The sequence below is a fragment of the Azotobacter chroococcum genome (assembly GCF_004339665.1).
In the GTDB taxonomy this organism is placed as follows: Bacteria; Pseudomonadota; Gammaproteobacteria; order Pseudomonadales; family Pseudomonadaceae; genus Azotobacter; species Azotobacter chroococcum.
Map to the genome: position 1 here is coordinate 13,043 of NZ_SMMU01000023.1, position 12,981 is coordinate 26,023.

General features: G+C 68.6%; 15 protein-coding genes. 7 read left to right on the forward strand and 8 right to left on the reverse strand.

The window, feature by feature from the left end:
• Positions 1–135 precede the first annotated feature (135 nt).
• The 8 genes from flhC to fliE all read right to left on the reverse strand — a co-directional run bounded on the left by flhC (position 136) and on the right by fliE (position 5,318).
• Positions 136–717 (reverse strand): flagellar transcriptional regulator FlhC, encoded by a 582-nt coding sequence (gene flhC, locus EV691_RS16560; RefSeq protein WP_131298489.1) that lies wholly within the window; start codon positions 715–717, stop codon positions 136–138.
• On the reverse strand, positions 714–1,214 hold the full coding sequence (gene flhD / locus EV691_RS16565) for a flagellar transcriptional regulator FlhD (RefSeq protein ID WP_242672529.1): 501 nt from the start codon (positions 1,212–1,214) through the stop codon (positions 714–716). The genes flhC and flhD overlap by 4 nt, the downstream gene beginning before the upstream one ends.
• A gap of 63 nt (positions 1,215–1,277) precedes the next feature.
• A complete protein-coding gene (locus EV691_RS16570; RefSeq protein ID WP_131298490.1) occupies positions 1,278–1,580 on the reverse strand; it encodes an EscU/YscU/HrcU family type III secretion system export apparatus switch protein in 303 nt (100 codons plus the stop codon).
• On the reverse strand, positions 1,573–2,673 hold the full coding sequence (locus EV691_RS16575) for a hypothetical protein (RefSeq protein ID WP_131298491.1): 1,101 nt from the start codon (positions 2,671–2,673) through the stop codon (positions 1,573–1,575). Before EV691_RS16575 ends, EV691_RS16570 begins: the two co-directional genes overlap by 8 nt.
• A complete protein-coding gene (gene fliT, locus EV691_RS16580) occupies positions 2,670–3,053 on the reverse strand; it encodes a flagellar protein FliT (RefSeq protein WP_131298492.1) in 384 nt (127 codons plus the stop codon). Before fliT ends, EV691_RS16575 begins: the two co-directional genes overlap by 4 nt.
• Positions 3,054–3,055: 2 nt before the next feature.
• On the reverse strand, positions 3,056–3,445 hold the full coding sequence (gene fliS, locus EV691_RS16585) for a flagellar export chaperone FliS (RefSeq protein WP_131298535.1): 390 nt from the start codon (positions 3,443–3,445) through the stop codon (positions 3,056–3,058).
• A gap of 30 nt (positions 3,446–3,475) precedes the next feature.
• On the reverse strand, positions 3,476–4,867 hold the full coding sequence (fliD, locus tag EV691_RS16590; RefSeq protein ID WP_131298493.1) for a flagellar filament capping protein FliD: 1,392 nt from the start codon (positions 4,865–4,867) through the stop codon (positions 3,476–3,478).
• Between the two features lie 124 nt (positions 4,868–4,991).
• Positions 4,992–5,318: a flagellar hook-basal body complex protein FliE gene (gene fliE / locus EV691_RS16595; protein WP_131298494.1), complete on the reverse strand. Its 327-nt coding sequence runs from the start codon at positions 5,316–5,318 to the stop codon at positions 4,992–4,994.
• Between the two features lie 266 nt (positions 5,319–5,584).
• Here fliE and fliF point away from each other — a divergent pair, with 266 nt between their 5' ends.
• The 7 genes from fliF (at position 5,585) to fliL (ending at position 12,976) form a co-directional block, all read left to right on the forward strand.
• On the forward strand, positions 5,585–7,306 hold the full coding sequence (gene fliF, locus EV691_RS16600; RefSeq protein ID WP_131298495.1) for a flagellar basal-body MS-ring/collar protein FliF: 1,722 nt from the start codon (positions 5,585–5,587) through the stop codon (positions 7,304–7,306).
• A complete protein-coding gene (gene fliG, locus EV691_RS16605; protein ID WP_131298496.1) occupies positions 7,299–8,294 on the forward strand; it encodes a flagellar motor switch protein FliG in 996 nt (331 codons plus the stop codon). The genes fliF and fliG overlap by 8 nt, the downstream gene beginning before the upstream one ends.
• Positions 8,287–9,024 (forward strand): flagellar assembly protein FliH, encoded by a 738-nt coding sequence (fliH, locus tag EV691_RS16610; protein WP_131298497.1) that lies wholly within the window; start codon positions 8,287–8,289, stop codon positions 9,022–9,024. The genes fliG and fliH overlap by 8 nt, the downstream gene beginning before the upstream one ends.
• A complete protein-coding gene (fliI, locus tag EV691_RS16615) occupies positions 9,021–10,400 on the forward strand; it encodes a flagellar protein export ATPase FliI (RefSeq protein WP_131298498.1) in 1,380 nt (459 codons plus the stop codon). The genes fliH and fliI overlap by 4 nt, the downstream gene beginning before the upstream one ends.
• Before the next feature lie 29 nt (positions 10,401–10,429).
• On the forward strand, positions 10,430–10,900 hold the full coding sequence (fliJ, locus tag EV691_RS16620; RefSeq protein ID WP_131298499.1) for a flagellar export protein FliJ: 471 nt from the start codon (positions 10,430–10,432) through the stop codon (positions 10,898–10,900).
• A 9-nt stretch (positions 10,901–10,909) separates the two neighbouring features.
• The gene (locus EV691_RS16625) at positions 10,910–12,325 is read left to right on the forward strand and encodes a flagellar hook-length control protein FliK (RefSeq protein ID WP_131298500.1); all 1,416 of its coding nucleotides are present in this window, start codon (positions 10,910–10,912) and stop codon (positions 12,323–12,325) included.
• A 165-nt stretch (positions 12,326–12,490) separates the two neighbouring features.
• Positions 12,491–12,976: a flagellar basal body-associated protein FliL gene (fliL, locus tag EV691_RS16630; RefSeq protein ID WP_131298501.1), complete on the forward strand. Its 486-nt coding sequence runs from the start codon at positions 12,491–12,493 to the stop codon at positions 12,974–12,976.
• Positions 12,977–12,981: the final 5 nt, after the last annotated feature.

Here is a 12,981-nt window from a genome sequence, read left to right on the forward strand (position 1 = left end):
CTTCCAGAGAGCAGCGATACCGGGAATATCGGCACGACAGTGCGATGCTTGAGAACCTTTCGGAAAACTTTGCCGCCCCCCCTGACGAAAGGGGGCCGGCAGAACCCGCCAGGTTTGAAAGAGAGCCGGCCGAACTCAGCTCTTGGCGCAGAGCTCCGGCAATACCGGCTCGCCGGCGGCCATCTGCAACTCGCTTTCGCGGCGCTTGCGCGTCTTGCCGGCACGCGAGGGCGGCTGGCAGATGCCGCAGACGAAATCCTTGGCCGGCGCATGGGCATGCGCCACGAACGAGCCGCCACAACAGGTGCACTGGATCATCTCCAGCATTTCGCTTTCGAAGAAGCGCACCAGCGTCCAGGCCCGGGTCAGACCGAGCACGAACTCGGTTTCGTCCAGCCGGACCTGCTCGAGATAGAGACGAAACGCCTTGACGAATGCCTCCATCCGCTCGCAGCCGCAATTGTCCAACAGCTGGCGATAGATCCCGTAGAACAGCGATGAATGAATGTTCGGCAGCCAGGTAATGAACCAGTCGGTGGAAAAGGGCAGCATGCCCTTCGGCGGCGACACGCCGCGCAACTCCTTGTACAAACGGATCAGCCGCCCCCGACTGAGATCGGTTTCGGTCTCCAGCACCTGCAGGCGGGCCCCCAGCTCGATCAGCTCGATGGCCAGCTGCACCTGAAGCATTTCATTGACCAGACTTTTTTCCGTCATCGTTCGGCATTCCCTGCCCATCCCCCCGACTGATCGGCGGAAACCATGAGCAGGGACGCATGAAGCCGTGCCAGCCCTGGCTCGCGGGAATTGTTCAGGACCCTGGTCAACTGCCCGGCATCTTCGAAGCCCGGCCGACAGATCAGTTGATTGGTACGCGCCAGCTGCATCAGCTGCTTGCCCGATAACCCTGCCAGCAAGTTGGCCATCTCGTCGCTCAGCTTCAGACGAAAAATGGCAGTAGCGCGATCCTTGCGTAACAGCCGCTGCACCAGCAGCAGATAGGAAAGATTCAAATCCTGAATCTCGTCGATGAGGCTATCGGCAACCATTGACACCCTTGAAACTCCTAAACGATGCGCACTCCCGAACCTGGAACGCCCGCCCATCAAGATTCCCGAAAAAATCTCCGATCTAGAAATGTTTGGCGAAGCAAGTGTGAACAGCGTCAAAAAAACCGACGAGCGGAACGCCATTTTTTGAACTTTAGCATTCAAATGATGTATCGACCCTACCAACCTGCACAAAAGTCGCATATGCGAGGCAGGCATCCCTGCCCCTCACTCGACAGGCTCGCCGCGATCCGCCTCGAGGCCATAGGCCCAGACCAGCAGCTCAGCCACGACCTGATAGAGCTGCGGCGGAATCTGCGCATCCAGCTCCACCTGCATGAGCAGGCCGACCAGCTCCGGCGCGGCATGCACGGGAACGCCCTGACGCTGCGCCTCGGCAACGATGCGCTCGGCCAGCAGCCCATAGCCCTTGGCCACCACCCGCGGCGCGCCATCGCCCTCGCCATAGGCCAGCGCAAGCGCCTGGCAGCGCCCCCCCAAAGCGTCCCGGCCGCGTTGATCCTCACTCATCGGAACTCTCCGCGACCTGCCGCGCATCAAGGCAACGCAAGGCCAGCTCCCCCGGACAGCATTGCCCGATACGCTCCCGCAAGAGCCCCTGGGTACGCGAAAAATAATCGAGCAGCGTTGGCGAAGCGGTGGCCATGCTCAGCGACAGGGATCGCGCGCCCAGCCAGGCCTCCACGTGCAGCGCGCCATGCACGGGCAACTCCAGATCCAGGCGCAAACACCACTGCGCCTCCTCCTGCACGGACTCCTCCCCGCCCCCACCCGGCCGGGCCAAGCCCTTCCGCTCCGCCTCCGGCGCCTGCACGAGCAGGGACATGAACAAGCCCGGCCAGGCTTCGCCCTCCCAGCGCAGGAGCGGACTGACCAGCAGCTCCAGCTGATGACGGACGAGCCCCTGCAGCTGTTCCCGGGAAAGCGCCGGCCCGCCCTGCAGAGCCTCCTCGCCGTGGAAGGAGGACTCGACAGGCAGCGACTCGCCATCAGCGCTCTCCGGCAGGAGCGGCATCTGCACAGAGGAGGTCGCCCCTCCCCCTCCGCCGGCACGCGGCGAGGATGCCGCCTCCTCGGCCAAAGCCAGCCAGCCGCCCATCTGCGGCTCGCGAGCCAGCGCCTGCAGCGGCAGCTCGCCGCGATACCAGCGAGCCAGATGCGCCTCGTAGAAGAGCCCGCTTTCGCCGATGCTCTGCCCGAGCAGGCCGGCGAGCAGGCTGGCAACAGGCGGCGTGCCGACGGAGGACAACAGCGGCGCGGCAGGCGTTATCGCTGAAGGACGCCCCGGATGCCCGACGAGCAGGTCGGCAATGGTGCGCGCCGCCGGACTGAGCCGGGTCGAGTCGGAAGCCGGGCCCGCCGACTCCCCCGAAGATGCAGGGCGGGAGGCCTCCCCATCGCCGCGCGGCGCAGTCTGCGGCAGCGGCGCCAGAAGCTGCGGGCCGCGCGCATCCGTACGGGAATCGCCGTGCAGCGCACGCACCGCCCCGCCCGGGACGATCGGCTCCACCGGCCGATCGCCCTGCCTGGCCGCCGGCAGATCGACCCGCTTGCCCAACACCTGATGCAACAGGCTGTCGAGCAGCGGCGTGATCCCGCTCACGGCAAGCCTTTGTCGAAGCGGTCGGCCGCCTGGTACACCAGCGCCGCGCCCACGACGGGACGATAGGTGCGATTCAGCTCGCGCTGGCGGCTCGAATTCATGATCAGCCGGCCGAGCTCATCGCGGCGCGCCAGCAGATGCGTGCGGATCTCCGCATCCAGCGCCAGGATCTGCTCCAGCAACTCGACCTTGCGCAGTTGCTCCTGCTGCCCGAGAGAGGCCCGGGCCTCCAGCTGCCGCAGCCTTTCGGCATCGACCAACCCACAGGACTTTTCCTGCAGCAGGGCCACCCAGTCGCCACGGCGAGCCAGTTCCAGCATGCTTTTCGACTGCTGCAGAAGCAGCTCGTAGGACGCGATGAGTTGCTGCCCCCCGTCCATGGTCAATCTCCCCCTGACTGGGGAACGATCTGTCGCCAGGCCGAGCCGATCTGCTCCAGCAGGGAAGCAGCCTCGTCCAGGCTGCGCTCGTCGTTGTGCAGGTTGGCCCGCAGCAGCAGCCGTGCCACATAGTCGTAGAGCTGCTCCAGCCGCCCGGCCAGCTCACCGCCGCGTTCGTGGTCCAGAGCGGCCAGCAGTCCCCGGTTGACGATATCGATCGCCTTGGAAATGGCCTTGCCCTTCTCGGCGACGTTACCTGCCTGCATGTGCAGCCGGGCCGTCCGGATCGCCGCCTGAGCCCCATCGAACAGCATCACGATCAACTGGTGGGGAGAGGCCGACATGACTCCGCTCTCAACCCCCACCCTGGCATAGGCGCCAGCGCCGCGCATGACAGTCACGTCAAATCCCCCTTGTTTCGCTTACGAGTCGCCCAGCATCGCGCTCAAGGCATCGAACTGCTGGGTCAGATAGGTACTGGTCGAGTTCATCTGGGCGATCAGCGAATCGAGCGTCGAGAACTGCACGCGGTAACGCTCGATGGTCACGGCGATGCTGCTTTCCATACGCGAATAACGCTCGTCCAGCGCCTCGCTGCGCGATTCGAGCCCCTCGATGGCATTGCTGATCGCCCCCTCGTCATCGAGGATGTCGTCCAGCGTATCGCTCAGCGTGGCGGCCAGGCCCGGCTTGTCGGTGGTGCCGACGAACAGCGCCTGGACATCCGCAAGATCGCCCTCGAGCGCCTCGGTCAGCTTGCCGTCGTCGACCTTCAGGGTGCCGTCGAGCTGCAGCGAGATCCCCAGGTCCGACAGGTAGCGATAGGTGCCCTCGTCGAGGCCGCCGGTAATCGCCTGGCGCAGCCGGCTCTGCACGCCGCGCAGCGTCGAGTCGCCGAGCAGGGTGCCGGCCTTGCCGCTGTCGGCATCGTAGGAGGTGAGGCTGTCGGTGGTGCTGTCCAGGGCGTTGAAGGCAGTGACGAAGCTGTCAATGGCCGACTTGATCGATGCGGTGTCGCGCTCGACGGTCAGGGTCTGCGCATCGCCGGTGGCGGAGACGGTCAGGGTCACCCCCTGCAGGGCGCCTTCGATCGTATTGCTCTGGCTGGTGATGGCCAGGCCGTTGACGGTCAGCTGGGCATCCTTGGCCGCCGCGGTTTCCTTGTAGCCGTTCGAATTGGTAGCGGCATCGTAGGGATTGAGCAATGCGTTCAACTGATCGCCGCCGCTCCCCCCGTCGTCGAAGCTCACCGTCATGGCCGCCTCGGTGCCGGTCGCCTTGCTGCTCAGCGCCAGGCGCCAGGGCGTGCCGCTGCCGTCGTTGACGATCGACGCGGTGACCCCGCCCTTCTCGGCGTTGATAGCGTCGCGGATGCCTTCCAGGGAGTTGCCGCCGGCAGAAACCTCGATGGTCAGGGTTTCCTCGCCGCTCTGGATGGTCAGGGTGCCGGTGCCCAGGGCCGCCGTCTTGTCGGCCACCCCGGCGCTGGCCAGGCTGTGCGCCTGGGCAAGCTGGGTCGCCTGCACCTGGTAGCTGCCCGGCACCGCGCTGGAGGTCACCGCCACGCCCACGCCGCTGCCGCTGATGCGGCTGGTCTGGCCCTGGTAGGTGGAGGCCGTGGCGAGCTTCTCGACCGTGCCCTGCAGGCTGGTCAGGTAGCCCTGCAGGCGGCCGAAGGCGGAAATCCTGCTCTCGATGACGCTCTGCTGGCTGGTGATGGGGGTGAGCTTCAGGCGCTCGGCGGATTCGAGCTGATCCAGAAGACCGGTGAGATCGAGACCCGAGCCAACGCCCAGTGACGAGATAGTAGCCATGTCAGTCCTTGTGAAGCGGCGCGGCGGTCCGCGGCGCGGACGGCTGCGCGATAGCCGATTTCGTTGTCGCTTCAGGATATCGACCACGCCACGACAGACTTTAGCGACCATCCGCCGAACGTCCTCAGACCTGCATGCTCATCACTTCCTTGTAGGCGCTGACCAGGCGGTTGCGTACCTGCACGCCCATCTGGAAGGCCACACTGGCCTTCTGCATATCCACCATCACGTCGTTCAGGGCCACGCCCGGCTCGCCGGCCTGGAAGGCATCGGACCTGGCGCTGGCGGTCTGCTGCAACTGGTTGACCCGATGGATCGCCGCCTGGAGTTCGCCGGCAAAGCTTCCCGACACCACCCCGGCGGCCTGCGGACCCGAGGCCTGGGCACCAGCGGCCTGGGTGGCGAGAGTCTGCATCTGCTGCAGGGCGGACTGGATGACGGGCGAACTCATGGACGGGGCCTGGACGATGGACGGCGGAAAAGTAGTTGCAAGCCTAACAACCCCGCCCTGCCGGGGAAGCGGCCAATTGACCCTAAAAGCACCGGCTTTTTGAACCTTTACGCGCCGGCGCTCCCCGGATAATGACGCTCGTCCAGAATCGCCCCGCTTTCCTGGCCCGTGCTTGCGCGACCAACGGCCCGGGTGCGTGCAACCCATCTCCAGAACCGGATTTTCCATGCTTGCCCTATCGCCCAAGCCCTCTGCCGGAGACACCCGTGAGTAACGCGGCCCTGGGGCAAGGCAGCGCGCTCGCCAGCCCGGCCCCGCCCCTTGCCAGCCGCCTGCTCGCACCGATGCGCAGCCAACCACTGCTGCCGCTGCTGCTGGCCGGCGCGGCGGTGCTGGCGGTGATCGTCGCCCTGCTGCTCTGGGCCCGCGAGCCCGAGTACCGGGTATTGTTCGCCAACCTCGACGAGGCCGAGGGTGGGCGGATCATCGGCGAGCTGGAAAAGCGCGCCGTGCCCTATCGCCTGAGCGAGGGCGGCCAGGCCCTGCTGGTGCCGGCCGAGCAACTGCACACCCTGCGCCTGCAACTGGCCGAACAGGGCCTGCCGCAGGGCGGCAACGTCGGCTTCGAGCTGCTCGACAAGCAGGCCTTCGGGGTCAGCCAGTTCGCCGAACAGGTCAACTTCCAGCGCGGCCTGGAGGGCGAGCTGGCACGCTCCATCGAATCGCTCGGCCCGGTAGCTAAGGCCCGCGTGCACCTGGCCATGGCCAGGCAGTCGGTGTTCGTCCGCGAGCGCGAACCGGCCCGCGCCTCGGTGGTGCTCAATCTGCAACCGGGCCGCGAACTGGGCGAGCGCCAGGTCAGCGCCATCGCCCACCTGGTGTCCTCCAGCGTGCCGGGCCTGGCCGTCGACGCGGTGACCGTGGTCGACCAGAACGGCCGCCTGCTCTCCCAGCCGGGCGGGGCCCGCGACCTCGACGGTACCCAGCTGAACTACATCGACGAGGTGGAGCGCTCCTACCAGCGGCGCATCGAGAACATCCTCGCTCCGATCCTCGGCGCGCAGAACGTCCGCGCCCAGGTCGTAGCGCAGATCGACTTCTCCAGTCGCGAACAGACCGCCGAGCGCTACGCCCCCAACCAGCAGCCCGGCGAAGCGGCGGTGCGCAGCCAGCAGCTCTCCGAGAACCTGTCCGGCGGCAACGAGCCAGCCCGCGGGGTGCCCGGCGCACTGACCAACAGCCCGCCGAATGCATCGCCAGCAGCCGCCGCGCCCGAGACGGCGCCGGCCGGCGACACGGCCGCCGCCGGCAAGGCCGACAAGGCGGCGGCCGCCGAGGAGAAGGCGCCGCCCACCGCGCTGAGCCGCGACAACACGATCAACTACGAGATCGACCGCAGCGTCGAGCATGTGCAGCACCGGCGCGGCAGCGTGCAGCGCCTGTCCGCCGCGGTGGTGGTCAACTACCGCGACCTGGTCAAGGACGGCGCCCGCGCCCGCGAGCCGCTGAGCCAGGAGGAGCTGGCCCGGATCGACCGCCTGGTCCGCCAGGCCATGGGCTTCACGGAAGGGCGTGGCGACCAGTTGGAAATCATGAACAGCCCCTTCGCCGACATCGAGGTCGCCGAGCAGCAGGAGTGGTGGAAGACGCCGGAGTTCTACAACCTGGCAGCCGGCCTGTCCCGCTACCTGCTGGTGGCCTTCATCGCCCTGCTGCTCTGGCTGATGGTGCTGCGCCCGCTGAAGCGCCGCTACAGGGAAAGGCTGGCCGTGGAAGCCGCCGCCCGTACCGAGGCCGTCGAAGCCGCGCAGGCCACCCTCGAGGCCTCCAGGGTGCCGGCCATCGCCGCCGAGGAGCACCAGAAGCGCGACCCGCGGCGCAAGTCGCCGGTCTACGAACACAACCTGCAGAGCCTGCGCGAAATGGCCCAGGAAGACCCCCGCCTGGTAGCCATGATCATTCGCGGCTGGATGAAGAAAAATGACTGAGATGAGTGGTGCGCGGCGCAGCGCGATTCTCCTGCTGTCCCTCGACGAGGACAGCGCGGCCGAGGTCTTCAAGTTCCTGTCCAATCAGGACGTGCAGGCGGTCGGCACGGAAATGGCCCGCCTGAGCCAGGTTTCCCACGAGGAAATGCGCCTGGTGCTCGAAGACTTCATGGACGAGACCGAGCAGTACGCGGCGATCAACATCCAGTCCAGCGAGCACATCCGCGCCGTGCTGACCAAGGCGCTCGGCAGCGAACGGGCGGCCAGCCTGATCGACGACATCCTCGAGACCAGCGATACCGGCACCGGCATCGACAAGCTGAACCTGATGGAGGCCTCGACGGTCGCCGAGATGATCCGCGACGAGCATCCGCAGATCATCGCCACCATCCTGGTCCACCTGGATCGCCACCAGGCCGCCGACGTGCTGGAACTGTTCGACGAGCGCCTGCGCAACGACATCATCCTGCGCATCGCCACCTTCAGCGGCGTGCAGCCGATCGCCCTGCACGAGCTGACCGAAGTGCTCGGCGGCATGCTCGACGGCCAGAACCTCAAGCGCAGCAAGATGGGCGGCGTGAGGACCGCGGCGGAAATCCTCAACCTGATGAACTCGACCCTCGAGGAAGTCGCCATCCAGACCGTGCGCGCCCACAGCGAGGACCTGGCGCAGAAGATCCTCGACGAGATGTTCCTCTTCGAGAACCTGCTGGAGCTGGACGACCGCAGCATCCAGCTGATCCTCAACCAGGTGGAAAGCAACTCCCTGGTCATCGCCCTCAAGGGCGCCCCGCCGGCACTGGTCGAGAAGTTCCTGGCGAACATGTCGAGCCGCGCCGCCCAGCTGCTGCGCGAGGACATGGAGGCGCGCGGGCCGATCCGCATCTCCCAGGTCGAGGCCGAGCAGAAGACCATCCTGCAGATCGTCCGCCGCCTGGCCGACAGCGGCGAGATAGTGCTCGGCGGCGGGGACGACGCCTATGTCTGACCGGCCGTCCTGGTCGCGCGACGACGCCCCCTGGCGCCCCTGGCAGATGGACGAGCTGGGGCGCCCGCGGGACGCCCGCCCCGACCCCGACAGCCTGCGCCGCGAGGCCCAGCGCCAGCAGGCCTTCAAGCGCGACGCGGAACTCAAGGCGCTGCGCGAACAGGCCCGCGAGGAGGCCCGTCGCCAGGGCTACGAGGAAGGCTTCGCCGCCGGCAGGGCGGACGGCCACGCGCAGGGCCTGGAGGAAGGCCGCCAGGCCGGCGAGCAGATCCTTCAGGAGCAGATCCGCGAAGCCGTGGAGCCGCTGCGCGCCCTGGCGCTGACCTTCGAGCAGGCGCTCGCCCAGCTCGACGGGCAGATCGCCGAGCAACTGGTCGAACTGGCCCTGGCCGGCGCCCGCCAACTGGCCGGTGAGGCCTTGAAGATCGACCCGGAGCACATCCTGCCGATCGTCCGCGCCCTGCTGCACAGCGAACCGCCGCTCGGCGGCAAGCCGCGCCTGTGGCTGCATCCGGCCGACCTGCAACTGGTCCGCGAGCAGCTCGGCGCGGAACTGCACGCGGCCGGCTGGCAGCTCCAGCCGGACGCCCTGATCACCCGCGGCGGCTGCCGGGCGACCAGCCAGGGCGGCGACCTCGACGCCAGCTGGGAAAGCCGCTGGGCGGCGATCGCCCGCCAGGTACGCAAGCGCCCGGCAGCACTGCCGGTCGACGAGGCTCCCGCGACGTGACCGGAAATCCCCACCAGCAGCGCTGGTCGCAGGCCCTCGACGGCCTGCGCCGGCGCATCGGCGAATTGCCGCCGTACCGGCGCAGCGGGCGCATCGTGCGGGCCACCGGCATGGTCCTCGAGGCCGTCGGCCTGGGCATCCCCCTCGGCGGGGTGTGCCGTATCGAGCTGGCCGCCCAGCCCGGCGGCGCCGCACGGCTGGCCGAAGCCGAAGTGGTCGGCTTCGCCGGGGAGCGCCTGTTCCTCATGCCGCTGGAGGAGATCGCCGGCCTGCAGCCCGGCGCCCGGGTATTCCCCCTCGGCGAAGGCGGCGATGCGCTCAGCGCGCGGCGCTTCCCGCTCGGCGAGCATCTGCTCGGCCGGGTCGTCGACAGCAGCGGCCAGCCGCTCGACGGCCAGGGGCCACTGGAGGACGTGCGCCACGCCAGCCTGCACACCCCGCCGCTAAACCCGCTGCACCGGGCCCCCATCGACCGCCAGATCGACGTCGGCATCCGTGCCATCAACGGCCTGCTCAGCGTCGGCCGCGGCCAGCGCATGGGCCTGTTCGCCGGCTCGGGGGTCGGCAAGTCGGTGCTGCTCGGCATGATGGCGCGCTACACCCGCGCCGACATCATCGTGGTCGGACTGATCGGCGAGCGCGGCCGCGAGGTGCAGGATTTCATCGACAACATCCTGGGCGAGGAAGGCCTGCGCCGCTCGGTGGTGGTCGCCGCCCCGGCCGACACCTCGCCGCTCTCGCGCCTGCAGGGCGCCGCCTATGCCACCCGGCTGGCCGAGGATTTTCGCGACGCCGGCCGCGACGTGCTGCTGATCATGGACTCGCTGACCCGCTACGCCATGGCCCAGCGCGAGATCGCCCTGGCCATCGGCGAACCGCCGGCTACCAAGGGCTATCCGCCGTCGGTGTTCGCCAAGCTGCCCAGGCTGGTCGAGCGCACCGGCAACGGACCGCGCGGCGGCGGCTCGATCACTGCTTTCTACACCGTGCTCAGCGAGGGCGACGACCAGCAGGATCCGATCGCCGACTCGGCGCGGGCGATCCTCGACGGCCACATCGTGCTGTCCCGGGACCTGGCGGAAAGCGGCCACTACCCGGCCATCGACATCGAGGCCTCGATCAGCCGGGCGATGACCGCCATCGTCGATCCCGCGCAGCAGCGCAAGGCCCAGCACTTCAAGCAGCTGCTCTCCAGATACCAGCGCAACCGCGACCTGATCAGCGTCGGCGCCTATGCGCCGGGGCACGACCCGCAACTGGACCGCGCGGTGAACCTCTACCCGCAGCTCGAGCGCTTCCTCCAGCAGCGCATCGACGAGCGGTCCGGCGTCGAGGAAACCCTGAAGACGCTCACCACATTGATTCCCAACCCATGACGCCATGCGAGCAAGACAGGTAACCCGGCATGTCCACGACCAGCGCGCTTGACACCCTCATCGACCTGACCCGGGAAGCCCTGGAAACCGCCGGCCGCACCCTGGCCGACCAGCGCCGCACCCAGCAGCAGGCGCAGACGCAGATGAATACCCTCGAACACTATCGCCAGGAGTACCGCCAGCGTCTGCAGCAGGCCATGCAGGAGGGTATCGCGCCGGCCAGCCTGCACAACTACCGGGCCTTCCTGGCCTCCCTGGACAGCGCCATCCAGCGCGCCGTGCAGACCCTCGAGGCGCAGCGCCGGCAGGTCGACCACAGCCAGCGGCACTGGCAGGAGCAGCGCCGCAAGCTGAACTCCTACGACACCCTGGTCGAGCGTCGCGCCCTGCTCGGCCAACTGCGCGAGAACCGCGCCGAACAGCGCCACAGCGACGAGACCAGCGCCCAGCTGCGCCTGCGCCGCGACACTTCCGGCCTCCCGACCGACAGCAGCCTGTAGGAGACTCCCATGGATATCATCGCCCTGCCGGCCAGCCCCCCGTCCGGCGCTGCAGCACCCGCGGCGCCAGGCCCCTCGCCCGCAGCCGCCGGCACCGGCGGCGGCTTCGCCCGCAGCCTCGAGCAGGCGGCCAGCCGCCAGACGGCCGACGCGGCCGCCGCCCCACAGACCCGTACGGAAACGCCGGCCGCTGCAGCCGGCATCACACAGGCGACCGGCCTGCCGGGCCTGTCCGTGACGCCTCCGGCGAGCGGGGCGGGCACCCAGAAAGACGCCGCGTCGTCTGCTGACGAACGCCCGGAGGAGGCGCCAGCCGATCTGGCGGCCATGCTCCTGCAGGCTCCGCTCCTGCCGACGCCACCCGCGGCGACCGCTGGCGCCACCGGCCCTGCGGAAGCCGACATCCCCGACGAGCTGCAGCGCATCCGCTCGCGCCTGCAGGCGATCGAGCGCGCCGGACAACTGTCCTTCTCCGGCCCTGCCGAAGCAGCCCTGGCGAGCCTGCCGACACAGCTCGCGCCCTCTTCGCCGGCGACCATCGCTAGCGCCACAGCCGTAGCTGCAGCCACGGCCGCACCGGCGGGCGCCATGCCGTCTCCCAGCCGGACGATTTTCGCCGGCGCCGAGCAAAGCCGGCCGGCGCTTCCCACTCCGCCAGTCGCTGCCGGACAGGCAGGACTCGCCGGCAGCGGCCAGGCGGGCCAAGCACCCGCGTTCGCAGAAGGCGCCCGGGCGGTCCATACGGAAGCCATCCCGGATGGCGCCCAAGCGAGCCGCCCGGAAGCGCTCATGGAAGGCGTCCAAGCAAGCCGTGTGGAACCGCTCACGGAAGGCGCCCGGACAAGCCATGCGGCATCGCTCGCCGAAAACATCCGGGTGGGCGACAACCTTCCGCCCGGCTTGGAAAGCACCTCCGGCAGCAGCAGCGCCTACCCGCTCGCCGGCAGCGGCCCGTCTGCCAGCGGCCCGGCGACGACGGGCAGCCCTGCCGGCGCCAACCTGACAGCGCCACTGGCCAGCCCCGACTGGCAGCGCGGCCTCGGCCAGCACCTGCTCGGCCTGCAGCAGCGCGGCGAGCAGGAGATCGAACTGCACCTGCATCCGGCCGAGCTCGGTCCCCTGTCGATCAGCCTCAAGCTGGGCGAGTCGGGGGCCCAGGCACAGTTCCTCTCCGCCCACCCGCAGGTCCGTGCGGCGGTCGAGCAGGCCATCCCGCAGCTGCGCGAAGCCCTTGCCGAACAGGGCATCGCCCTCGGCGAAACCTCGGTGGGCGAGCGCCAGCAACAGCCCCGGGACGAGCGCCCAGGAACCTCGGGGCGCGGCGCAGCCCTGGCGGGCGGCGCCGGCGAGGAGTCCGTGCCCGGACTGGCGGAAAGCGCCGCACCGCCCGCGGTGCGTCTCGAGGGTGTCGATCTGTACGCCTGAGGAGAGCGGCCGGACGGCCGCTCCGCGCTATAACCGACCGGCGCCACACGGCGGCAAAACAACAAGATACGCGCGATAGCAGGGTCTTATCGCCCCATCGGGGTTGTGCGCCTGTCGGCATACTTTTTCCCTCGAACGAGTCGACCTCCCCCAAGGGCACACGCAATGAGCAAAACCCCTCCCGCACGCGGCAACGGCAAGGCCATCTGGCTGCTGGTGATCCTTCTGGTGCTGATCGCCGCCGGCGGCAGCGCCGCGGGCGTGTACTTCCTCATGGGCAAGGGCGCGCATGCCGCCACCGACCGCGCCGAGGCCGCCGCCGAGCCCATGCCGGCGCCGATCTTCGTGCCGATCACCCCCTTCACCATCAACCTGCGCAGCGCGGAGCGCGAGGAGCGCCTGCTCTACGTCGGCCTGTCCCTGCAGGTGACGGACAAGGCCAGCGAGGAATTCCTCAAGCAGTACATGCCGCAGCTGCGCAGCCGCCTGCTCAAGCTGTTCGCCGCACAGACCGCCGCCGAGCTGATGACCCCCGGCGGCAAGGACCAGCTCTCGGCGAAGATCCTCGAAATGCTCCAGCAGCCGATGGCCACGCCGCAGCCGACCCTGCGGGTGACCGACGTCCTCTACACCGACTTCATCGTGCAGTAGCCGCC

What these genes read in the sequence shown, in the direction of transcription:
- flhC (WP_131298489.1), bottom strand. Translation starts at nt 717, where the DNA reads ATGACGGAAAAAAGTCTGGTCAATGAAATGCTTCAGGTGCAGCTGGCC.
- EV691_RS16570 (WP_131298490.1), bottom strand. Translation starts at nt 1,580, where the DNA reads ATGAGTGAGGATCAACGCGGCCGGGACGCTTTGGGGGGGCGCTGCCAG.
- fliT (WP_131298492.1), bottom strand. Translation starts at nt 3,053, where the DNA reads ATGGACGGGGGGCAGCAACTCATCGCGTCCTACGAGCTGCTTCTGCAG.
- fliS (WP_131298535.1), bottom strand. Translation starts at nt 3,445, where the DNA reads ATGCGCGGCGCTGGCGCCTATGCCAGGGTGGGGGTTGAGAGCGGAGTC.
- fliD (WP_131298493.1), bottom strand. Translation starts at nt 4,867, where the DNA reads ATGGCTACTATCTCGTCACTGGGCGTTGGCTCGGGTCTCGATCTCACC.
- fliE (WP_131298494.1), bottom strand. Translation starts at nt 5,318, where the DNA reads ATGAGTTCGCCCGTCATCCAGTCCGCCCTGCAGCAGATGCAGACTCTC.
- fliG (WP_131298496.1), top strand. Translation starts at nt 7,299, where the DNA reads ATGACTGAGATGAGTGGTGCGCGGCGCAGCGCGATTCTCCTGCTGTCC.
- fliH (WP_131298497.1), top strand. Translation starts at nt 8,287, where the DNA reads ATGTCTGACCGGCCGTCCTGGTCGCGCGACGACGCCCCCTGGCGCCCC.
- fliJ (WP_131298499.1), top strand. Translation starts at nt 10,430, where the DNA reads ATGTCCACGACCAGCGCGCTTGACACCCTCATCGACCTGACCCGGGAA.
- EV691_RS16625 (WP_131298500.1), top strand. Translation starts at nt 10,910, where the DNA reads ATGGATATCATCGCCCTGCCGGCCAGCCCCCCGTCCGGCGCTGCAGCA.
- fliL (WP_131298501.1), top strand. Translation starts at nt 12,491, where the DNA reads ATGAGCAAAACCCCTCCCGCACGCGGCAACGGCAAGGCCATCTGGCTG.